Genomic DNA, 20833 nt, shown 5'->3' on the forward strand with positions numbered 1-20833 from the left:
GCTCCGCGGAGCGGGCGTCCTACGTCACTCGGTGGCGATCGCACGCAGCACGTCCAGGCGTGCGGCCCGTCGTGCCGGACGCAGACCCGCGAGGGCTCCCGCCGCCAGGCCCACCAGGACGACCACCGTCAGCTGCACGGGCGGCACGGCGAACGCGAAGGCACTGCTCGTCGCGCCGTCAGCGGCCTTGACGAGCACCCAGCCGAGGAAGCCGCCGAGCGCGATACCACCGGCCGTGCCGAAGGCCGCGACGAGCACCGACTCCCAGCGGACCATGGCCCGCAGCTGCGCCCTGGTCTGTCCGACGGCACGCAGCAGGCCCAGCTCACGGGTCCGTTCGTGGATCGCGAGGGTCAGCGTGTTGGCGATACCGAGCAGGGCGATCAGGACGGCGAGCGCGAGCAGGGCGTAGACCAGCGTGAGCATCATGTCGATGCCGCCCGCGGCGGACTGCGCGTACTCATCACGGGTCTGCACATCCGGATTGCCGTACTCCTGCGCGATCCTGGAGACCGCGGCCTTGCCGTCGTCCGCGCTCACCCCGTCCTTGAGGGATACGGAGACGAGGCTGTCGGCGTCCTGCATGCGGTGCGGCGCCCAGGCCTCGCGAGTGATGACGTAGTCCCCCGCGAGCTCCGACCTGCCGTACAGCGCGCGGACGGTGAAGGTGGTCTTCTTGCCGTCGGCGAAGGCGAGTTCGGCCTGGGAGCCGACCTTGAGGTCCTGCTTCTCGGCCTCCGTGCGCGTGATCGCGATGCCGTTGGTGCCGAGGTCGTCGAGGGATCCGTCGATCTTGCCGAGGTCGAAGGACTTGGCGAAGGGAACCGGATCCGTGACGGTCAGGGCGCGCCCTTCCCCGTCGACCTCTGCCGCTCCCTTGCCGAGTCCGACCGCGGTCGCGACCTCGGGCGACTCGGCGAGCGCGGGCGCGAGCCCGGGGCTGAGTCCGCTGCCGCCCGCGCCGAAGCCCGGGGTGCTGATGGCCAGGTCACCGGCGAAGGAGCGGTTCACCGTCTGGTCCATGGTCGCCTTCAGCGAGGCGCCGAAGACCGTGAAGAGCGAGACGACGGCGACACCGATCATCAGGGCGCTCGCGGTGGCGGCGGTCCGCTTGGGACTGCGCAGGGCGTTGCGCCTGGCGAGCCCGCCCGTGACGCCGCGCAGCCGGTCGAGGGGTCCGCCGAGAATGCGTACCGCCCGCGAGGACGCGACGGGTCCGAGCACGACGAACGCGGCGAGAGCGAGGACCGCCCCGGCCCCTGCCAGCCACAAGGACGGGCTGACGAGAACTCCGGTGAGTGAGAGGCCCACGGCGGCGAGCGCCAGGCCCGTGCCCACCATGGCGCGTGTGCGCGATGCTCCGGAGTGGTCGACCGCCGTCTCGCGCAGCGCGGCCAGGGGTGCGGTGCGCCCTGCGCGGACGGCGGGCAGCAGGGCGGAGCCCAGGCAGACCACGATGCCGACGGCCAGGGGAAGCAGCATCGACAGGGCGCTGATCACCAAGTCGCCCTCGGGGAAAGGGAATCCGATGGCAGGGAAGAGAGCCTGCAGCCCGGCCGCGATCCCGATACCGCCCGCGAGGCCCGCGGCGGACGCCACCACGGCGACCACGCTCGCCTCGACCAGGGTGGAGACGGCGACTTGTCGGCGCGAGGCGCCGAGTGCGCGCAGGAGGGCGTTCTCACGGGTGCGCTGGGCGACGACGATCGCGAAGGTGTTGTGGATGCTGAAGGTGGCGACGAGGAGGGCGACGCCGGAGAAGACGAGCAGGAAGCCGGTGAAGAGCGTCAGGAACTGGCCGGAGATGTTGTCGGTGTTCTCCGCCGCCGACGCCTCGCCGGTGATCGCCTCAACTCCCTTGGGAAGTACGGGACTCAGCGCGTCGACGAGTTCCTGCTCGCTCACGCCGGGCCCGGCCCGCACCTGGATGGACGCGGCCTCTCCGGGCTTCGGCGTCAGGTACTTCTCCGCGTCGGCCAGTGTCATGCCGGTGAAGGTCGTCTGCGCCATGCCGTCCTCGCCGCCGAAGGTCGCCAGGCCCACGATCGTCACCTTGACGGGGTCGGGGGTGCGCAGCGTGGTCGTGTCACCGACCTTCAGGTCGCCGGCTTCGGCGGCGCCCCGGTTGATGACGACCTCGCCGGACTTGGCGGGGGTGCGGCCTTCGGCCAGCTGGTAGGCGTTCAGCTCGCTGTCGTCGATCCAGTTGCCGGCGAGGGTGGGCGGGCCTTCGCCGCCGATGGGCTCCTTGTCCTTGCCGAGGAGCTGGCCCGCGCCCTGGATGGCGGGCGCGGCGGCGGCGACGCCGTCGGTCTGCTCGATCTTCTCGACGAGCGAGGTCTTGACGGGCTGCCGGGTGCCCTGGCTGTCGTCGGGGGTGGTGATGGTGTCGGCGCTGCGTACTACGGCGTCGGTGCCGCTCGTCGCGTTGCCGAACATCGTGTCGAAGCTGCCGCGCAAGGTGTCGCCCATGACGAGCGTGCCCGCCAGGAAGGCGACACCGAGCATGACCGCAAGGAACGTACCGGCGAAGCGTCGCTTGTGGCCGCGCAGCGAGGAGAGGCTGATGCGCGCGGACGCGCTCAGGGAACTCATGACGGTGCTCCCTCGGTACCGGGTGTGGCCGGGGCCTTCGCGTCGAAGGCCTTGAGCCGGTCGAGGACCTTGTCGGCGGTCGGGTCGGCCATCCGGTCCACCAGACGGCCGTCGGCCAGGAAGACGACCTCGTCGGCGTGGGCGGCGGCCACCGGGTCGTGAGTGACCATGACGACGGTGCGGTCCATCTGCCGCACCGCTCGGCCGAGGAGCCGCAGGACTTCATCGCCGGAGCGCGAGTCGAGGTTCCCGGTCGGTTCGTCGGCGAAGACGACATCGGGCCGGCCCGCGAACGCCCGTGCCACGGCGACGCGTTGCTGCTGTCCGCCGGAGAGCTCGGCGGGGCGGTGGTGGAGGCGGTCGCGCAGCCCGACCACATCGATGAGGGCGTCGGTCCACTCCGCCGACGCTCCGTCGCCGCGCTTGCCCGCGAGGTCCATCGGGAGCGTGATGTTCTCGGCCACGGTCAGCGTCGGCACCAGGTTGAAGGCCTGGAAGACGAAGCCGATGCGGTCGCGGCGCAGCAGCGTGAGGCGGCGGTCGTCGAGCGTGCCGAGATCGGTGTCGCCGATGTGGGCCGCGCCCGAGGTGAGGGTGTCGAGGCCCGCGGCGCAGTGCATCAGGGTGGACTTGCCCGAGCCCGACGGGCCCATGATCGCGGTGAAGCGTCCGGCGGGAAAGCCGACGCTCACCCCGTCCAGGGCCCGTACGGCGGTGTCGCCCCTGCCGTAGACCTTGACGGCCCCGGTGACCCGGGCGGCGTCGAGGGTGGTGGTGCCGCGGTGTTCACGTCCGGTCGTGGCGGTCATGCCGCACCGCCCTTGGAGGTGCGGCCGAACTCCTCGTTCAGGACGGACAGCCGCCGCCAGTACTCGTCCTCGTCGATCTCGCCGGAGGCGAAGCGACGGCCGAGCACGGCGATGGGGGACTTCTCGTCGATGCGTACGTTCCGCTCGGCGCCGTCCCGTTGCCACGGTGCGCGGCGGCCCCGCCACACGGTGCGGCGCAGGAGGGTGATGCCGCCGATCACTACGGCGGCCCAGACGAGCGGGAAGAACAGGATCCACGGGCCGGGCCCGCCGTCGAAGTGAGCCAGGGTGTTCATGGTGTCCATCTCCTCGGAGCGATGTCTGCGGTTCCTTGAGCGACGCCTGCAGTTGAGCGACGTCTTGAGCGATGCCTTGAGCGATGCCTTGAGACTCGCGCTCCGAGGGGGTCCCGGTCGTCGTACGGCCAGCGGCAGTGCGAGTACCACGCCGGGAGTACGTGGAGGCTGCGGGGCTGCTCCCGGCGGGGTCGGGATCGGGATCGGGCCAGGTCGGGGCGGCGTCCGGCACCGGCAGGCGCCGCCGCCTAGACCTCTGTACCTACTAGTATGTACAGTACGTTCATGAGCACCCCGGAGCGTCTGATCGAGTCCACCCGCGAACTGCTGTGGGAGCGCGGCTACGTCGGCACGAGCCCCAAGGCGATCCAGCAGCACGCGGGCGCCGGGCAAGGCAGCATGTACCACCACTTCGCGGGGAAACCCGACCTCGCGCTCGCCGCGATCCGGCGTACGGCGGACGAACTGCGCGCCACGGCCGATGGCGTCCTCGGCGGCACCGGATCGGCGTACGAACGCATCGAGGCGTACCTGCTGCGCGAGCGCGACGTACTGCGCGGCTGCCCGGTCGGGCGGCTGACGATGGACCCGGACGTCATCGCGAGCGACGAGCTGCGCGCGCCCGTCACCGAGACGCTCGACTGGCTGCGGGGCCGGATCGCCGGGATCGTCGAAGAGGGCCAGGACCGGGGCGAGTTCGCGCCCACGCTCGACGCGCGGGCGATCGCGGCGACGGTCGTCGCGACGGTCCAGGGCGGCTACGTACTGGCCCGGGCCTCGGGGTCACCGGCGGCTTTCGACACCGGCGTACGAGGCTTGCTCGCGCTTCTGTTTGCCGCCACCACCCCTCCCTCCTCGTAAGAGGCTTCACTTCGCAAAGGCTTCGCTTCGTAAGAGGGGCCTCGCTCAGTAAGAGACTTCCCCCTTCTCCGTATGGGACTTGGAGAGCAGTGCACATCACCCGCAATCGCCCGGACAGCCAGGCGGGCCCCGCCGAGAACTTCACCGGCACGGTGTGGCTGGACGAGATCGCCGCGCCACCGTCCCCCTCCCGGCTGCGCATGTTCAACGTCCACTTCGCCCCGGGAGCGCACACCGCCTGGCACCGCCACCCGCACGGCAGGTCCTGCACGTCCTTGAGGGCGAGGGCCTTGTGCAGCGCAAAGGTGGCGAGGCGGAGACGATCCGCGCGGGCGACACCATCTGGATCGAGCCGGACGAATGGCACTGGCACGGCGCGGGACCCCGCACCTTCATGACACATCTGGCGGTCGTCGAGGCAACGGACGACGGCACGACCACACACTGGGACGCGCACGTGAGCGCGGACGAGTACCCGGCGGCCTGAGCTCGAGGAGCGAACCACCATGCACGCGATGCAGTACGAGATCACGCTTCCGGCCGACTACGACATGGGCATCATCCGCGAGCGGGTGGCAGCCAAGGGACACCTGCTGGACGACTGTCCGGGCCTCGGCGCCAAGGCGTACCTGATCCGCGAGCGCGGCATCGACGGCTCCCCCGTGAACCAGTACGCGCCGTTCTACCTCTGGAACACTCCCGAGGGAATGAACTCCTTCCTCTGGGGTCCCGGATTCCAGGGCATCGTCGACGACTTCGGGCGACCGCAGGTGCAGCACTGGACGGGCCTGGCGTTCGCGGACGGGGCTGCGGCGGGCGCGTCCTCGAAGGCGACGAAATCCGCAAAGTCTGCGAAGTCCGCGATACGTCGTCGCATACGCGTCCCTGCCGCCACCCACTTGGGTGGTCTGGCAGCAGAACTAGCCGACGAGACGAGTCAGTTGGTGCAGCGGGAAGGTGCGATCTACGCGGCGGCGGCCATTGACCCGCGCACATGGGAGGCGCTGCTCTTCTCCGTCTGGGACCACGAATCCCCCAAGGGGCAGGGAGACGTGTTCCAGGTGCTGCATGTGTCCGCTCCGGAGCGGACCCTGCTCCCGGCGGGTCGGCAGTGGTGAGCACAGTGGACGCCTCTCGCAGCGACAGCGCGGCCCAGACGGCCCACACTCTCCGCACAGTTCGCACAGTTCGCACAGTTCGCACCGTACTCGGAGACATCGCCCCCGAAGGCCTCGGGATCTGTGACGCCCACGACCACCTCTTCCTGACGAGCCCTCAACTCCCGCGACAGGAATTGGATTCGGCCACCTCCGCGGCGCAGGAGCTCTCGGCCTTCCGGTCGGCCGGAGGCGAGAGCCTGATCCAGTGGACGCCGTACGGGATGGGGCGCCGTGCGGGGGAACTGCCCGAGCTGTCCCGGACATCGGGCGTACGGATCGTCGCCGCGACGGGCCTGCACCAGTCAGTCCACTACACGCCGGAGCTACTGGACCGCCTCCGCACCGACGGACTCGCCGACCTCTTCGTCAGGGAGTTGACCGAGGGCATCGGCGACACCGGCGTCCGGGCCGGGCTGATCAAAGTCGCGGGCGGCTTCCACGGCCTGGACGCGCACGCACGCTGGACGATGAACGCGGCGGCCGAGGCCCACCACGCGACGGGCGCGCCCATCGCCGTCCACCTGGAACTCGGCACGGGCGCCCTGGACGTACTCGACTTGCTGTGCGACGAGTTGGACGTGCCGCCCGACCGCCTGATCCTCGGCCACCTGAACCGCTCCCCCGACTTCACGATCCACCACCTGGTCGCCGAAGCCGGTGCCTACCTCGCCCTCGACGGCCCTTCCCATGCCAACCACGCCACGGACTGGCGCATGCCGGAGGCCGTACAGACCCTGGCCGAGGCAGGCTTCGCCGGCCAACTGCTCCTGGGCGGCGACACGACAACGGCCGGAGCACGCGCGGTGAACGGCGGCCCCGGGCTTCCCCACCTGCTGCGCAGGGTGCGGCCACGGCTCGAACTCGCCGCGGGTAAGGACGTGGTGGAGCGGATGATGACGGCAAATCCGGGGCGGGCGTTCGCGGTGGAGTGGGCGTAGGGAGGAGGTGGTGGGCTGGCCCCCGCCACCGAGCCGACCGGGGGCCCGCTCAGACAGGCACGGTCCGGAAGCGTGCCTCCAGGTGTGAAAGCAGCCGAGCGGGTGCGTCGTCCTGGATCGTGTGGCCCGCGCCGTCCACCCAGGTCAGTTCGGCGTGCGGGATCCGTGTGCGCAGGAAATCGGCGAACTCCGTCGGCAGCAGGCGGTCTTCGCGGCCCCAGATGATGCGGGTAGGCACAGTCACCTCACCGAGGAGGGGCTCCAGCTCGTCCGTCTGGGACTGCGCGAACTGGCGATACTGGCGGTAGAACGCCGCCTGCCCTTCCGTGCCGCGCCATGGGTCGATATACGCGTCCAGGATGCCCGGCTTGTAGCCGGTGTGCGTGGCCCGGCGGAGGTGACTGGCCACCAGCGCCTCGTGGGCGTAGTCGGGGAGTTGCTCGAAGACGTGTGCGTTCTCGCGGATGAGCTTGAAGTAGCCCGTCCCCCACGCGCCACCGCCGACCGCGTCGACCAGCGTGAGATCCCCGTACTCCGCGCCCTCCAGAAGCAGCGCCCGCAGCGCCACCGCCCCACCAACGTCGTGCGCGACGACGCTGGGGCGGGACAGACCCCAGTGCGCGAGAAGGCGGGCGAAGATCTTTCCCTGCGCCGCGAGGCCGACATCCTGCCCCTGCCGCTGCTCCGACTGTCCGAATCCGAGCAGGTCCCAGACGTGAACCTTGCGCGTTCGGGCCAGGGCGGGAGCGATCTCGCGCCAGATGTACGACGAGAACGGCGAGCCGTGCAGAAGGACCACCGGGTCACCCTCCCCGAACGAAGCCCACCGCACGTAGCCGTCCGGCGTCTCGAACTTCTCCGTCAACTGCCACGTCATTGAGTGCCTCCCGCTGCTCGGAATCCGCTCCATCGTCTCGCCTCGGAGATCGACGTTACCAGTAGAGCCCGTTAAGAGGTAACTCTGGATTCGCATATTGCACTGCCCGTTCCAAAACCTGTAGCGTACCGACATGGCCCGACCGAGAACCTTTGACGAGGAACGGGCCCTGGACGCGGCGATGCGCGCCTTCTGGGCGAATGGCTACGAGGCCACCTCGACCCAGGACCTGTGCGACGCCACCGGCCTGGGCCGCAGCAGCATCTACAACACCTTCAGCAGCAAGCACGAGCTGTTCCAACGAGCCCTGGCCCGCTACATCGACTCCATGACGTCCGTCCAGGTCGAGATCCTGGAGGATGCCGGGCGCCCCCCGATGGAGCGTATTCGCGCCCTGTTCACCCGTACCGTCGACTCCGAGTTCGAGTGCCGCGAGGACGGGCACAGCATCGGCTGCCTGACCGTCAACACGACCGTGGAGCTCGCCGGGCGCGACCCCGAGGCCGCCGAGATGCTCGCGCGTGACCTCGCGGCGCGACTGACTGCGATCAGTGCCGTCATCCGCGCGGGGCAGAGCGGTGGCGACATCACCTCCACGCGGGACGCGAACGACCTGGCCCGCTTCCTGAACGCCATCATCGGCGGGATGCGGATCTCGGCGCAGGGCGGCGCCGATCGAGCCACGCTGACAGCCATCGCCGAGACCGCCATGGACGCACTGAACCCCTGACCCTCCGGTCCGCCGACTCCATCCCTCGCACTGCGCTCCGGCCTGCTCACGCATGCCCTCGTTTTGCACTGTTCAGTCCATAACTCAAATCATGACCCAGTGCACCCAGTACGCCCAGTGCACCCCCCTAACCGCCCCGCTCGCTTCCATCCCATCCCACCCCGACAGGAGCCCCCATGCCCCGCGCCGTCTACCTCCTGGCCCTCGGCATCTTCGCCATGGTGACCAGCGAGTTCGTGGTCGCCGGTCTGATGCCGCAGATGGCCGACGGACTCGACGCCACGATCCCGGAGATCGGCTACCTGATCACCGCCTTCGCCGCAGCGATGGCCTTCGGCGGGCCCTTCCTCACCATCGCGCTACTGAAGATGCGTCAGAAGACGGCGCTCATAGTCCTGTTCGGCATATTCCTGGCAGGAAACGTGCTGGCCGCCCTCGCCCCTGACTACCGCACCATGCTGGTGGCCCGCGTCATCACCGGCATCGCATCGCAGGCCTTCTTCGGAATCTCCATCTCCCTGTGCGCACGCCTGACCCGTCCCGAAGTGCGGGGCAGGGCCATCGCGGTGGCTCTCAACGGGCTGATGCTGGGCACGCTCCTCGGCCTGCCGCTCTCCACCGTCATCGGTGAACACCTGGGCTGGCGTGCCGCGTTCTGGGCCATCACCGGTCTGACCGTCCTCGCCGCGCTCGCCACCATCGCCGGGGTGCCGCGCATGGAGAGCGCCGCCGACGGCGACGGCGGCAACCTCCGCCAGGAGCTGGGCGCCTTCCGCAACCCCCGGCTCTGGCTGACGCTCACCACCAGCACCTTCATCATCGGCGCCACCTTCTCCGCTTTCAGCTACCTCAACCCGATCCTCACCGAGGTCACCGGCTTCTCGACGGGCACCGTCCCCCTGCTGCTGATCGCATACGGAGCGGCCACCGTCATCGGCAACACCGTCGTCGGCCGGTTGGCCGACAAGCACACCGTGCCGGTCCTGCTCACCGGCCTGCTGCTCAACCTGGCGTTCCTCGCGGGTTTCGCCGTTCTCGCCCAACTGAGCTTCGCCGCCGTGGTGTTGATGATGGGCATCGGCCTGGTCGGGGTCACCATGAACCCGGCCCTCGTGACCCGCGTCCAGCGCACGGGCAACGCCCGGCCGCTGGTCAACACCGTCCACTCCTCGTTCATCACCCTCGGCATCATCATCGCGACGTCCGTCGGCGGACCCGCCATCGATACGTTCGGACTGCGGGCGCCGCTCTGGATCGGCGCCGCCCTCGCCGCACTCGGCCTCCTCACGCTGCTGCCCGACCTGAAGCGGCTTCGCAGCGGCCGACCCACCCCCGCCGCACGGGACGTTGAGCCTCAGAGCCCGGCAGCGGCGACAGAGTCCGCCCGCGTCTAACCCAGCGCCCCGAGGGGGTCGTCGAGCACCGGCTGCCAGGCCAGCTCGGCGGCCCCCACCAGGCTGTTGTGGTCCAGCGTGCAGGCCAGAATCGGCACACCGCCGCTACGCCCCCACAGACTCCGGTCGGCGACGACGGCACGCAGCCGCTCGGGGTCCGCCTCCAGGAGCGCACGGTGCAGGCCGCCCAGGATGATGCGGTCCGGGTTGAGGATGTTCACCAGGCCCGCGAGTCCCAGGCCGAGGCGGTCGATCAGTTCCTCTGTGGCCGAACGGACCGCGGGATCCCCGCCCTCGTCGCGGAGCAGTTCGCGGGCCTGCTGCAACAGCCCCTCGGGGCCCGGCTCGCGACCCGCCGCCGTGAGGAAGGCCAGCGGGTCCGTCTCGACGTCCAGGCAGCCCCGGCTTCCGCAGTGGCAGGGGCGGCCCTCCGGATTGACGGTGAGGTGGCCGACCTCGAGCGCGAGGCCCGAACTGCCCGTGTGCAGGCGCCCGTCGAGGACGAGCGCGCCGCCGACCCCCCGGTGCCCGGTCGCGACGCACAGCAGATCACGGGCGCCGCGCCCTGCGCCGTGCCGGTGCTCGGCAAGGGCCGCGAGGTTGACGTCGTTGGCCGCGAATGCCGGTCCCGCGATGCCCGCGTCCCGTACGCAGTCGGCGAAGATCTGGCGCACCTGCGAGCCCGCGGGCCACGCCAGGTGCAGCGGATTGAGCGCGGTGCCCTCCGGTTCGGCGACGGCGGACGGCACCGCGAGGCCCGCGCCCACGCACCGCCTGCCGGTCTCCCGCAGCAGTTGCGCACCCGCCTCGATGACGGAGCCGAGCACCTGCGCCGGGTCGGCGTCGATCGTCTCGCAGCCGGGTGCGGTGGCCACGATCCGGCCACCGAGTCCGACGAGCGCGGCCCGGAAGCCGTCGGAGTGCACCTGCGCGGCAAGCGTCACGGGCCCGTCATCCGCGAGGGAAAGGCCGTGCGATGGGCGGCCCTGGGAACCCGCGGGGGCGCTCGGCCTCGCGTCGATCCTGATCAGGCCGAGCGCCTCGAGCTCGGCGGCGACGGCGCCCGCCGTGGCGCGGGTGACGCCGAGTTCGGCGGTGAGCACGGCGCGGGTCGGGGCACGCCCGGTGTGGATGAGCTCAAGGGCGGGACCGAGCGCGCCGCGCCCGCGCTCCAGGCGCGTACGCGTGGACAGATCCCCGTCGGCGCGGGGGGCAGCCTTGCCGTTCATGAGGGCGAGTCTCCCATGATCCGTACGCCGCCTCGCCGTTCAGTCGTCATCTGCTCGTACACCGCTCTTCCACTGCTCTTCCCCTGTCGCCTCACGAGAACCTTCCGCCCACCGGTGACCGCCGCCTCACAGGAACTGTCTTGTACGCCACGGGTGCGCACCTCTACTCTGATTTTGTGCCGCTACTAAACAAAACCACGTCCGCAGCGTCGCGGGCCACTCCCCCGAGCCTTGTCCGGCTCCGTGTCGCACTCACCGTCTTCTTCGCGCTCGACGGCTTCATCTTCGCCGGATGGGTCGTCCGCATCCCCGCCATCAAGGAACAGACCGGCGCATCAGCCAGCGACCTCGGACTAGCACTGCTCGGCGTCTCGGCAGGCGCCGTCATCACGATGACGCTCACCGGACGGCTCTGCCGCCGCTTCGGCAGCCATCCGGTGACCGTGGCCTGCGGGGTGCTGATGCCGCTGAGCATCGCGCTGCCGCCGCTGACGCATTCGGCACTCTCGCTCGGGCTCGTACTCCTGGTGTTCGGCGCCGCTTACGGCGGGATCAACGTGGCGATGAACAGCGCCGCCGTCGACCTCGTGGCCGCCCTGCGGCGCCCGATCATGCCCAGCTTCCACGCCGCGTTCAGCCTGGGCGGCATGGTCGGCGCCGGGCTCGGCGGGCTGATCGCAGGCTCCCTCTCCCCCACCCGCCACCTGCTCGGCCTCACCGTGATCGGCCTGGTCGTCACCGCCGTCGTGGGACGCGCCCTCCTGCGCCTCGAAGCGCCGGTGCGACCCAGTGACGTCGACGGCGCGGACAGCACCCCGCGGCGCCTCGACGGCCGCACCCGCCGCCTGGTGGTCGTCTTCGGCCTCATCGCCCTCTGCACCGCCTTCGGCGAAGGCGCACTCGCCGACTGGGGCGCCCTCCACCTCGAACAGGACCTGGCAGCCCACCCCGGCATCGCCGCCGCAGGCTACTCCTGCTTCGCCCTCGCCATGACCATCGGACGACTCAGCGGAACCACCCTCCTCGAACGCCTCGGCCAGACCCCCATACTCGTCGCCGGCGGCACCACCGCCGCCGCCGGCATGCTCCTCGGCGCACTCGCCCCCACCGTCTGGCTCGCCCTCATCGGCTTCGCCGTCACCGGCCTCGGACTCGCCAACATCTTCCCCGTCGCCGTCGAACGCGCAGGCGCCCTCGCCGGACCCAACGGCGTCGCCACCGCCTCCACCCTCGGCTACGGCGGCATGCTCCTCGGCCCACCCGCCATCGGCTTCATGGCCGACTGGTTCACCCTGCCCATCGCCCTCACCAGCGTCGCCGTACTGGCAGGCCTCGCCGCGCTGATCGGCTTCACCACGCGCCGATGAGGATCGTTCGGGTCCAACATTCCGTGCCCGCAGGACGCGAAGGCCCGCAGCGGAGATGATGGCCTGACGGGGATCACGGCCTCAGGCGAGGGTCGCCGACGCCTGTCGCCCCCGGTTACGCAGAGTCAGCGCCGGAAACACCAAGGCGCGTGGCGCGTGGGCATCCGCGTGGGCATCCATCGACCTCAGAACGGCACGAGATGATCGGTCATCACACATCTGCGCGCGCGGACGTGGCCAGCAGTTCAGTGTTCGGCGCGCCCTGTTGGGTCAGCTTGTCCGCGCATGATTTGCGGGCTGCGGAGGATTTTTACCACGCTGTGCTGGGGTGGGACTGGCGTATCGGCAAGCTGGGCGACCAATACAGGTTCGCGAGTGTGGACGGAGTGCCGGTGGCAGGGATTTCTGCCGTGGAGAGCATGGCGCAGACCTCTGTCGCATGGACGCCGTTCTTCGCCGCGTCCAACGCGGACGAGACCGTGGCACGCAGCCAGGAGCGTGGGGGAACGACCGCCGTGGGCCCTCTCTCCTTCCCGCCGGGCCGGGCGGCTCTGCTGGCCGATCGCGACGGGGCGGTCTTCGGCATCTGGGAGGGCGAACTGGTGGCCGACTGGGAGAAATGGCGCCGCGCTGCCCCGGTCTTCATGGAACTCCACACCCGGAACGCCTTCGATGCGGCCATCTTCTACGCAGAGGTCCTCGGCTGGGCGTCCGAAGCCCCCGGCTGCTGCGAAGTCCACTACGAAGATGAGGAGGTCGTTCTGCGCAGCCGGGGCGACGTTGTGGCCCGCATCCATTCCGGCGCGGTGGAGTCCGCGCCCGATCCCGCGATCCGGCCGCATTGGCAGATCCACTTCACCGTCGCCGATGTCGAGGCATGTGCCAAGGCCGCGCAGGCCCATGGCGGAAGTGTCGTGCAGCGCGCAAGCGACTCGACGGAGGCCGTGCTGAGCGATCCCGGTGGGGCGCGCTTCGCAGTCAATTCAAAACCGGCACGGTGAGAAGAGATGAGTCAACCCGCAACCCGCGCCGGCCCATCAGGCCTGTGTCACGGAGTCTGGTGCGGACAGCGGATCCGATGTCCCGGGCCCGAGGTGAGCGAGGAGATCCGCGAGGCCGCCGGGGGCCCGTCCGCGCAGGCGAGCTGAGGTATGCACGGGATGTCGGTCGGTGCGGGCGATACGATGGCCCGTCGCGGAGAGCCGGGCTGCGAGGTCTCGGTCTTCGCCGGTGGGCAGAGGCGCGAAGCCGCCTACCCGGCAGTAGGCCGCAGCTGACACACCCAGGTTCGCGCCATGTACGTGCGGGTGCTCCCACGCCCTTTCCGTCCCGCTGAGCCGGCGGGTGCGGAAGTACTCGGCGTCGTGCAGAGCCACGAGTGAGGCGCTGGCCGATTCGGGTGCGAGGCGGATGGTGCCCAGGACGGCGTCGTACTCCCGCCGTGCCCAGGCGGCCTGGTGGGTGAGCCAGTCGGCGGGCACGGTGGTGTCGGCATCCGTCATGGCCAGCCACACATCCGGGCCGGCAGCTGCCAGCAGCTCCAGTGCGTGGGCGATTCCTGCCGCCCGCGCGGCTCCGACATTGCGGCTGTGGGTCTCCACGACATGGGCTCCGCCACCGGCGGCCAAAGCCGCTGTGGCGTCCGTGCACGCGTCCGCCGTCACCACGATCACCACGGGCAGCTGCGCGGCTTGCCCGGCAGCCACGCGCAGGCTGCGCAGGCAGCCGGTGATGCGGTGTTCCTCGTTGTGCGCGGGGACGATGACGGCCAGGGCTGAGGGCGTCATACGAGACCTTCCGCGCGAGCCGGAGAGAGCACCGGGCCCGGATCTGGGCGGTGTTCGTGGACGGTGAGGGTGAAGTCGGGATCGTCGTAGCGGGCCAGCCCGCTGAGGCCGCTCAGGGCGTCCAGACGGTCGGCGATGTCGCGGCCCGTGCACGTGTGCTCTTCCACGGGGTGGTTCCAGTGCACCGTGACCAGATGGCCCCCCTCGCTCAAGCTCTCCACGCTCTGCTGAAGGAGCGCCGTGCGGGTGCTGGTGTCGAAGTAGTAGAGGAGTTCCGACAGCACCACGAGATCGAAGGACTCCGTGGGCCACTGCTCGGGCACCGTCATTTGCCGCACGGTGATGTGGTCCATGCCGGTGGTACGCCGAGCAGTGGTTTCGACGGCCGACGCGATGCGGTCGGTGGAGAGCAGCTGGTCGCAGCGGGCGGCCAGGAACTCGGTCAACACGCCTACCGAGCAGCCTGGTTCGAAGGCCCGGGCATATCGGGAGCGGGGCAGGGCTGCCACGGTCAGGGTGTACTTGCGGCGGTCGTACCACCGCTCGCCGAGGTGCCAGGGGTCGGTGGCGTGGGCGTACTGGCTGTCGAAGTAGCCCGCCGGGGTGTTCACCGCAGCACCGTCTCGAAGGTGCGGGTGTGGTGGGCGATCTCCTGCGGCTCCAGCACCGGAGCCGTGCTGGAGCCACGTGGCTCCAGCTGGCTGATGAACCGCGCCAGGGCAGCCTTCTTACGGTCGACCACTGCTTCGGCGAGGGGGAGAACAGAGGCCCGGTGCCACGGCACGCGCAGGTCGTTCGGGCGAGCCCAGTGCCACATCCACACCGGGTAGGACCACACCGGCGTGGAGGTGTCGCGGCCCGCTCGTCGCGCGGCCCGGCCTGCCGCCTCGTGGTCGCTGTGCAGGTCGCCCTCCCACGGCGCCACGCACACGGCGGCCCCGGTGGCGTCCAGGAGCTCGCCGATCACGGCCCGGGCCTCATCCTCGTGCTCGTCGAGCGCCGCATCGGGCAGACCGGCATGCACAGGGGCGGGCAGGTCTCCGAGCTCGTCAAGCGCCGCGGCCAGTTCGCCTCGGCGTCGGGCAGCCAACTGCGCCCGGGCGGACGGCGTCGCGGGGCCGTGGGAGGCTTCCCCGTCGGTCAGGCACACGGTGTGCACCACCCCTCCGGCAGCGAGCAAGGTGGCGATGGCGCCGCCGAACCCCAGGACCTCGTCGTCGGGATGGGCGGCCACCACCACGACGGGACCTGCGGGAAGGATCAGGCGGGGCAGGTGGTCGGGCAGCCGTGCCTCCTGCCACTCGGCCTCGTCGGTGCCCCGTGCGTCGATCGCCGCGGCGGCGGCCCGTCTGGCAGCGGGCGCGGTCCGTGGCGTACTCATCGTGCCGCCTCCGCGCAGGTTGTGGCCGACAGGCGGCCGAGTTCGGCCAGGGCCGCCTCGGCCTGATGCTGGCGCACGTAGACCGTCAGGTCCGCCACCGCGCGGGCGTGCCGTTCGTCCTGGCACAACGGCCCGGCACCGGTGGCGCGCCCGACGTGGTCCATCACCTCGGCACACACCTTCTCGGCCAGGGCCCGCACCCGCAGACTGCGTACCCGCGCGCCTTCACGTTCGTCGAGAGGGTCGGCGTCGATGTCCTCACCCGCCTGCCGCAGTACGGTGTCGGCCGTTTGCAACAGCACGTCGACCGCTCCGAGGTGAGCGGCGGCGTGGTCGTTCAACGGCCCCGCCGCGGCTCGCTCGTACAACGGCGCGGCGACGGCGTGGGCGCCTCCGAGCCAGCAGGCCGCCACTCCGATCCCCCCGTGCTGGAAACCGGGGCGCGCCAGATAGCCCTCCGCCCCGCCGACGGCTCGCGCGGGGACGCCCGTGAACGACATGTTCAGGCTGTCGCTGCCGGCCATACCGATCGCCGGCCACGTCCCGTCCACCGGCCGTGCGCCCGGGTGGTCCAGCGGGACGGCGAACAGCCGGTATCCGTCGTCGGCTTCCGCGGTCACCAGGGCGTGGGTACAGCTGCGGGCGCCGGAGCAGTAGGGCTTGACGCCGCTGATCCACCACTCCCGGCCGGTAGATGTGGCACGCACGCCGGGGCCCGGTGGGCGAGCGGCCCAGACTCCCCATCGCTCCCCTGGAGCAGGCACGGGAGCGTTCAGTTCATGCAGGATCGCCGCAGCATCGAGGTGTCCCTCCGCGAGCCGGGCCAGAGACAGGTCCCGTCGTCCCAGAGCGGTGAGGGCGGCAAAACGGCGTGCCGTCGACCGACCCGGCAACGGCACGCCAGGGGCTTCCCGCTCGACGAAGTCGGCGAACAGCTGCGCCGTACGCCCCTGCGGGGTGCGGAGGTGGTCAGACAACTCGGGGGGCGTGAGGATCACGCGAACCTCCTGCATCCATGGTCGAGGGCGCCGCTGCGAAGGCCCGGAGGGGCATTCACCGGTGACGCTGCACATGACTCCTCGGACACACCGCGTTCGGGACGGACGAGCCGCCAGGGAAGTGACGTCGGCGTGGCCGCTCCGTACAGCCCAGCATCCGGCAGCACACGGGCCACCGCCACTTCACACGAGCTGCCCCCGAGCCCACCAGCGCGTGCCTGAACGGTCGGCCATCGGGTCCGTGCCTGGAGAGGGGTGTAAACCGGGCGCAGGCGGTCACTCGGCTTCCGCGCGACGATGAGCCGTGTGAGCAGTGTTCAAGCAATCAGATGTACGGCCAGCCACTTGGAGAAGCCATGGCAGTACGGCACCAGCTCATCCGCCGCCCGCCGCGAGCCCTGTGGGCGGTGCTCGAAGACGAGTCCCGCTTCCACGAATGGGTGACCGGCACGCACTCTTCTTCTCCGGGCGAAGGCGACTGGCCGCAGACAGGCTCCACCCTGCACTACACCGTGCGGCTCGGCCCCAAGGAGTTCGACGGGTTCACCGTCGTACGCCGCCACGAGCCTTTGCGCGCTCTGGAGCTCGAGGCGTACAGCGGGCCGCTGGGCACCGCACGCATCGCCTTCGACATCCGGCCCTGGGGCGAGCACACGCTGGTCATCCTGGACGAGCACCCGCTGCGCGGCGTGGGCGGCGCCCTGCACAACAGCGCGCTCGACGCCCTGTTGCAGTTGCGGCACCGCCGCCTGCTGGGGCAACTGGCCCGCGTCGTCGAAGAGTCGACGCCTGACAGGGGCGAGCAGGTCGTCGATGCCTGACGCGGTGGTGATCGGCAGCGGAGCACAACGGGCCGGGCGGTTCTGCCGGGCCCCGGAGGTCCGGTTCAGGCCACGCGATCGGTGATCTTGCCATCGGTGACCTTGCCCGACGGAGCGATGCCTTCGCTGTCTCCCGCCGGCCGATCACGGGAGTGGCGTGCCTCCGGTGGCGTTCATGATCTCGGCGGTGATGAAGCTCGCGTGTTCCGAGGCCAGAAAGACATACGCGGGCGCCATCTCCGCCGGCTGGGCCGGCCGACCCATGGGGGCTTGCTTGCCGAACTCCTTCGTGTCCGGCAGCGTGGCCGGGATCAGCGGCGTCCACACCGGCCCGGGGGCGACGGCATTGACGCGGATTCCGTCCTCGACCAGCATCTGCGCGAGGCCCTGGGTGAAGGTGGCGATGGCGCCCTTGGTCATGGCGTAGTCGAGCAGGTGAGGGCTCGGCTTGTAGGCCTGTACCGAGGTGGTGTTGATGATGGATCCGCCCGAGGGAATGTGCGGCACGGCCATCTTGCACAGCCAGAACATGCCGTACAGATTCGTGCGCACCACGCGGTCGAACTGCTCCGTGGAAATCTCCGCGATGCCCTCGGGCTGAGACATCTGGTAGGCCGCGTTGTTCACCAGTACATCGATGCGCCCGAACTCCGCCACGGCCCGCTCCACGAGGCGACGGCACTGCTCTTCTTCCCGGATGTCGCACGGGACGGCCAGACCCCGGCGCCCGGCCTTCTCGACGAGGCGGACCGTTTCCCGGGCGTCCTCCGCCTCCGTGGGCACGTAGGTGAACAGGACGTCCGCACCCTCGCGTGCGTACGCGAGCGCGACGGCCCGGCCGATGCCGGAGTCCCCGCCGGTCACGACCGCCGCCCGGTTCTGCAGCAACCCGCTCCCCCGGTAGGACTCCTCGCCGTGGTCGGGAGGCGGGTCCATCGGACCGGTCCAGCCCGGCGGCTCCTGGTCCTGCTGGGCGAACTCGGGCTGCGGGTGCTTGGTCTGCGGGTCCTGCGGGGTGTCACCCATCGGTGCTGCTCCTTCCTCGGGGCCACTGACTCCAGCTTGCGCCGCACCTCGCAGAGGCGCGAGCGCCCACCGCTCGCGGTGGCCGACCTGCGTGAAGGCAGGTCGTCGGACCAACGGGTGTCCCGCGATCCGCGGTCCCACACATGCGGGGCAAGGTATTCCGCCGCGAATCGAGGAGGGGCCGAGATCGCTGCGGCCACCACGGCATCCATTCGGCTGCAACACCCCTTGCCACCGGGCTTGTTGCACCCCGCTGCGCGCCCCGCGGTGCGCCCGCGCGCGGGTGGCGCCAAGAGTCCAGACCACTGGAGGGGGTCAACAGGGCCTGGACGGGGCCCTGTTGCCGGTGCCGGGACGCCGGTGCCACGTGTCCAGACCACTGGCTGGTGTCAGCAGGGCCTGAAAGGGGCCCATTTTAGGAGCGCCGAGACGCCCCCGGATGCCGGTGCCCGCAACTCAGAAAACTCCCATCATCACAGGTCACACGGCATGTCTTCTTGGTCGAAGTACCCGCGGGCGGCCACCGGTCGACGGATCCGGCCACATGGCTTGAACACAAATTGCACACACCCCCTCTACATACTGGCCGCGATGGTCTAAATTGACCGTGCTTCAGCTGTTCGGACACGAAGCGACCAATAAATGATCTCCAGGTTCGGCACTGCAGACAGCCAGCAGTCGCGTCTTCGGTGCCAGACGTGGGGGTGATCGATTCTTGGAGCCCGCGAGGGGGCTCGGGTGCGGGGAGCATCCGGGATTCGACGGGTTCCTTGCGCACCACAACACTCCGGCGAGGCATGCAAGTCCGCTTCCGCCGGAGTGAGTTGGCCAAGTTGGGCTGAACCAGCCGGCACGTCATGTGCGGGAGGCAGGCGCCTCCCGGGGGGAAAGGAACAGCACGTCGCGGGAGGCGGGGACCTCCCGGGGGGAAGTACGGCGCGGCGCGGGAGGCGGGGGCCTCCCGGGGGAGAGGAACAGTGTTCGGCGAACACGCCGATCACTGGCGACCTGGGGGGGTTCTGTGCAGCAGGGGGACTTAGCCAGCCCGTTTCCGTCGGCGCCCGGGCGTCTGACGAACGGGACGATCAGCAAGCCCGCGATCGACTGGGAGCAGCGTTACCGCCGTACCGTGATCACCAGCGATACCGTGGTCACCGCCTTCGTGGTGGCGGGGATCGGCATCTTCTTCGGGGCCAGGGACGCGGCCAACTGGCACGAGAAGTGGGGAATTCTCGCCTTCGGCACCGAGCTCCTCGTGCTGGGAGCGCTTGCGGTGAGCCGGGCGTGGGCGCCGGCCGTGCTCGGCCAGGGCGCCGAGGAGTTCCGCAGACTCGGACGCTCACTGTTCACGGCGGTCGTCGTACTGGCGCTCGGCGGGATCGCCCTTACCTCGCGCAACATCAAGCTCTGGATCTTCGTCGCGATCCCCGCGATCGCGCTCATCACCATGACGGCGCGGTATCTGCTGCGCCTCTGGCTGCACAAACAGCGCAAAGAAGGACGGTGCCTGCGACCGGTGCTCGCTGCCGGGAGCCTGGCCACCGTGCGCGACCTGATCTCACGGACCCGTAAGTTCCCGCACCTCGGCTGGCAGGTCGACGCGGTGTGCACGACGGACGGTCTCGGGTTCGACGGTGACCAACTGGACGGAGTGCCGGTCGTCGGCCGCCTTACGGACGTCGCGGGCCACGTCCGCCGCGACGGCTACCGCGTCGTCGCGGTCACACCGGACCCGCACTGGTCACCGGACCGGCTGCAGCGCCTCGCCTGGAACCTCGAAGGCAGCGATGCCGAGATGATCGTGGCCCCCGTCCTCATGGAGGTCGCGGGACCGCGGCTGCACGTCGACGCGGTGCTCGGGATCCCGCTGCTTCGGGTCAGCATGCCGACCTTCACCGGGGGCCGCCGGGCGATCAAAGGGGTCGTCGACCGGTTGGGCGCGGCGATCCTGCTGCTGCTGTTCGCGCCGCTGATGGTGCTCGTCGCGCTGCTCGTCCTTGTGGACAGCCGGGGTGGGGCGGTCTACCGCCAGCGCAGAGTCGGCAAGGACGGCCACGAGTTCACCATCTTCAAGTTCCGCACCATGGTCACCGGGGCCGACGGGGCACGTGCCGCGCTGGCCGACCGCAACGAGGGCGCGGGGCTGCTGTTCAAGCTCCGCCGGGATCCGCGGGTGACCCGGGTGGGAGCAGTGCTTCGCCGGTACTCGATCGACGAGCTCCCGCAGCTTTTCAACGTACTCACCGGATCGATGTCGCTCGTCGGCCCGCGGCCCCCGTTACCGGAGGAGTCCGCCGCGTACGGCCCGGACATCCGGCGGCGTCTCCTCGTCAAGCCCGGCCTCACCGGCCTGTGGCAGATCAGCGGACGCAGCGACCTTCCGTGGGAGGAGGCGGTCCGCCTCGACCTGCGGTACGTGGAGGACTGGTCGCTCGCCCTGGACACGGTGATCTTGTGGAAGACGCTGCGTGCGGTGCTCTACGGCCAGGGGGCCTACTGATGCGCGGGGGGCGTCGTACGGCATCGGCCGACGCACGGACCGCAGGCCGCAAGGGCCTGCTTGG

19 protein-coding genes and 1 pseudogene are annotated in these 20833 nt (G+C 70.3%); 10 read left to right on the forward strand and 10 right to left on the reverse strand.

Annotation, left to right across the window (positions count from 1 at the left end; genetic code table 11):
• Positions 1-24: 24 nt before the first annotated feature.
• From ACFQ7F_RS03890 to ACFQ7F_RS03900, 3 genes are read right to left on the reverse strand one after another with little or no spacing between them, the layout of a single operon-like run.
• A complete protein-coding gene (locus tag ACFQ7F_RS03890; RefSeq protein ID WP_383265711.1) occupies positions 25-2586 on the reverse strand; it encodes an ABC transporter permease in 2562 nt (853 codons plus the stop codon).
• Positions 2587-2591: 5 nt separating this feature from the next.
• Positions 2592-3404 carry an ABC transporter ATP-binding protein gene (locus tag ACFQ7F_RS03895; RefSeq protein ID WP_383265595.1) on the reverse strand — a complete coding sequence of 271 codons (813 nt, stop codon included), beginning with the start codon at positions 3402-3404 and terminating at the stop codon, positions 2592-2594.
• Positions 3401-3700, reverse strand: a complete 300-nt coding sequence (locus tag ACFQ7F_RS03900; protein WP_383265598.1) for an SHOCT domain-containing protein — start codon at positions 3698-3700, stop codon at positions 3401-3403. Before ACFQ7F_RS03900 ends, ACFQ7F_RS03895 begins: the two co-directional genes overlap by 4 nt.
• 285 nt (positions 3701-3985) lie before the next feature.
• Here ACFQ7F_RS03900 and ACFQ7F_RS03905 point away from each other — a divergent pair, with 285 nt between their 5' ends.
• The 4 genes and pseudogenes from ACFQ7F_RS03905 to ACFQ7F_RS03920 all read left to right on the forward strand — a co-directional run bounded on the left by ACFQ7F_RS03905 (position 3986) and on the right by ACFQ7F_RS03920 (position 6659).
• Positions 3986-4561, forward strand: a complete 576-nt coding sequence (locus ACFQ7F_RS03905; RefSeq protein WP_383265600.1) for a TetR/AcrR family transcriptional regulator — start codon at positions 3986-3988, stop codon at positions 4559-4561.
• An 89-nt stretch (positions 4562-4650) separates the two neighbouring features.
• Positions 4651-5048: pseudogene (locus tag ACFQ7F_RS03910) on the forward strand (cupin domain-containing protein).
• Between the two features lie 19 nt (positions 5049-5067).
• A complete protein-coding gene (locus ACFQ7F_RS03915) occupies positions 5068-5679 on the forward strand; it encodes a DUF4865 family protein (protein WP_383265603.1) in 612 nt (203 codons plus the stop codon).
• 98 nt (positions 5680-5777) lie between these two features.
• The gene (locus ACFQ7F_RS03920; protein WP_383265713.1) at positions 5778-6659 is read left to right on the forward strand and encodes a phosphotriesterase; all 882 of its coding nucleotides are present in this window, start codon (positions 5778-5780) and stop codon (positions 6657-6659) included.
• 49 nt (positions 6660-6708) lie between these two features.
• Here the strand turns inward: ACFQ7F_RS03920 and ACFQ7F_RS03925 are convergent, their stop codons facing one another.
• A complete protein-coding gene (locus ACFQ7F_RS03925; protein WP_383265606.1) occupies positions 6709-7536 on the reverse strand; it encodes an alpha/beta fold hydrolase in 828 nt (275 codons plus the stop codon).
• A gap of 133 nt (positions 7537-7669) precedes the next feature.
• Here ACFQ7F_RS03925 and ACFQ7F_RS03930 point away from each other — a divergent pair, with 133 nt between their 5' ends.
• Both ACFQ7F_RS03930 and ACFQ7F_RS03935 read left to right on the forward strand, forming a co-directional pair.
• On the forward strand, positions 7670-8266 hold the full coding sequence (locus tag ACFQ7F_RS03930; RefSeq protein WP_383265610.1) for a TetR/AcrR family transcriptional regulator: 597 nt from the start codon (positions 7670-7672) through the stop codon (positions 8264-8266).
• A gap of 176 nt (positions 8267-8442) precedes the next feature.
• The gene (locus ACFQ7F_RS03935; RefSeq protein WP_383265613.1) at positions 8443-9660 is read left to right on the forward strand and encodes an MFS transporter; all 1218 of its coding nucleotides are present in this window, start codon (positions 8443-8445) and stop codon (positions 9658-9660) included.
• Here the strand turns inward: ACFQ7F_RS03935 and ACFQ7F_RS03940 are convergent.
• Positions 9657-10889 (reverse strand): ROK family protein, encoded by a 1233-nt coding sequence (locus ACFQ7F_RS03940; protein ID WP_383265615.1) that lies wholly within the window; start codon positions 10887-10889, stop codon positions 9657-9659. The genes ACFQ7F_RS03935 and ACFQ7F_RS03940 overlap by 4 nt on opposite strands.
• Before the next feature lie 176 nt (positions 10890-11065).
• Between ACFQ7F_RS03940 and ACFQ7F_RS03945 the strand changes: the two genes are divergently transcribed.
• Together ACFQ7F_RS03945 and ACFQ7F_RS03950 are read left to right on the forward strand one after the other, a co-directional pair.
• Entirely contained in the window at positions 11066-12256 is a 1191-nt protein-coding gene (locus tag ACFQ7F_RS03945; RefSeq protein WP_383265618.1) for an MFS transporter, read from the forward strand.
• Between the two features lie 200 nt (positions 12257-12456).
• Positions 12457-13257, forward strand: a complete 801-nt coding sequence (locus ACFQ7F_RS03950; protein WP_383265621.1) for a VOC family protein — start codon at positions 12457-12459, stop codon at positions 13255-13257.
• A 36-nt stretch (positions 13258-13293) separates the two neighbouring features.
• Here the strand turns inward: ACFQ7F_RS03950 and ACFQ7F_RS03955 are convergent, their stop codons facing one another.
• From ACFQ7F_RS03955 to ACFQ7F_RS03970, 4 genes are read right to left on the reverse strand one after another with little or no spacing between them, the layout of a single operon-like run.
• Positions 13294-14043, reverse strand: a complete 750-nt coding sequence (locus ACFQ7F_RS03955) for a glycosyltransferase (protein WP_383265623.1) — start codon at positions 14041-14043, stop codon at positions 13294-13296.
• On the reverse strand, positions 14040-14654 hold the full coding sequence (locus ACFQ7F_RS03960; protein ID WP_383265625.1) for an SAM-dependent methyltransferase: 615 nt from the start codon (positions 14652-14654) through the stop codon (positions 14040-14042). The genes ACFQ7F_RS03955 and ACFQ7F_RS03960 overlap by 4 nt, the downstream gene beginning before the upstream one ends.
• Complete coding sequence (locus ACFQ7F_RS03965; protein WP_383265628.1) at positions 14651-15424, reverse strand: PIG-L deacetylase family protein; 774 nt, start codon at positions 15422-15424, stop codon at positions 14651-14653. Before ACFQ7F_RS03965 ends, ACFQ7F_RS03960 begins: the two co-directional genes overlap by 4 nt.
• Positions 15421-16422 carry an acyl-CoA dehydrogenase gene (locus ACFQ7F_RS03970; protein WP_383265633.1) on the reverse strand — a complete coding sequence of 334 codons (1002 nt, stop codon included), beginning with the start codon at positions 16420-16422 and terminating at the stop codon, positions 15421-15423. The genes ACFQ7F_RS03965 and ACFQ7F_RS03970 overlap by 4 nt, the downstream gene beginning before the upstream one ends.
• A 356-nt stretch (positions 16423-16778) precedes the next feature.
• Between ACFQ7F_RS03970 and ACFQ7F_RS03975 the strand changes: the two genes are divergently transcribed.
• The gene (locus ACFQ7F_RS03975) at positions 16779-17243 is read left to right on the forward strand and encodes an SRPBCC family protein (RefSeq protein WP_383265635.1); all 465 of its coding nucleotides are present in this window, start codon (positions 16779-16781) and stop codon (positions 17241-17243) included.
• A gap of 144 nt (positions 17244-17387) precedes the next feature.
• Here ACFQ7F_RS03975 and ACFQ7F_RS03980 read toward each other — a convergent pair whose 3' ends face one another.
• Positions 17388-18269, reverse strand: coding sequence for an SDR family oxidoreductase (locus ACFQ7F_RS03980; RefSeq protein WP_383265637.1), 882 nt, complete (start codon positions 18267-18269; stop codon positions 17388-17390).
• Positions 18270-19290: 1021 nt separating this feature from the next.
• Here ACFQ7F_RS03980 and ACFQ7F_RS03985 point away from each other — a divergent pair.
• Positions 19291-20769 carry a sugar transferase gene (locus tag ACFQ7F_RS03985; protein WP_383265640.1) on the forward strand — a complete coding sequence of 493 codons (1479 nt, stop codon included), beginning with the start codon at positions 19291-19293 and terminating at the stop codon, positions 20767-20769.
• Positions 20770-20833 lie beyond the last annotated feature (64 nt).

Origin of the sequence: Streptomyces sp. NPDC056486 (assembly GCF_042795295.1) — a bacterium.
GTDB lineage: Bacteria > Actinomycetota > Actinomycetes > Streptomycetales > Streptomycetaceae > Streptomyces.